Here is a 617-nt window from a genome sequence, read left to right on the forward strand (position 1 = left end):
ACATCGTATGTGTATAAGGGTCAGGATTAGAAAAGGCCGGCGGCCATTGGCTCTTGCCGCTGGCGACATCGCAGCCGGTGCCGACATCCTTGGCGTTGTTCTGGACGGCCAGCAACGCGGTCCACTTTTCACCCGTCGGATATTCGAAGTTTTCTGCCAGCGACGCGGTGTACATGTCGAGATCGGACTGACTGAAGCTGGTTACCTGAAACCGGTTGAGCTGGCATTGGCATTCGGTGTTTACGCGTTCCGCTTCGCCTTCCGCCGGTTGCTCGTTGGATTTGCTTTTCTGGCAAGCGGCCAGGAAGGCCGCGCCGTCGAGCGACGAAGCTGGAAAGCTGGAGGCGTCTAGATAGCGCTTGCCGTCCCAGCCGATCGTCATCTGGTCGGACTGGATGTCGAGAAAACCGTTCCGCTTGAAGGCGCTGAGCCCGATCTTGTCCTGCGGCACCAGCCGGGCACCTGGAATATCGCCGAGAACCTCCTGGTAGCTGTCGCCTTCCAGGACAAACAGGAAGTTGCCGCAGTTGGTGCCATCACAGCTGGGCGCATAGCGATAGGCGAAAATCTCCGGAAAACCGTCAAGGTTGAGATCGACCTCGATGGCAAACGATGTC

At 58.2% G+C, this 617-nt stretch carries 1 pseudogene; it reads right to left on the reverse strand.

Annotated features, from left to right (window positions below):
* Positions 1-617: pseudogene (locus tag EN935_RS38925) on the reverse strand (hypothetical protein); the annotation flags it as partial.

Origin of the sequence: Mesorhizobium sp. M7D.F.Ca.US.004.03.1.1, from assembly GCF_003998635.1 — a bacterium.
Lineage (GTDB): Bacteria > Pseudomonadota > Alphaproteobacteria > Rhizobiales > Rhizobiaceae > Mesorhizobium > Mesorhizobium loti.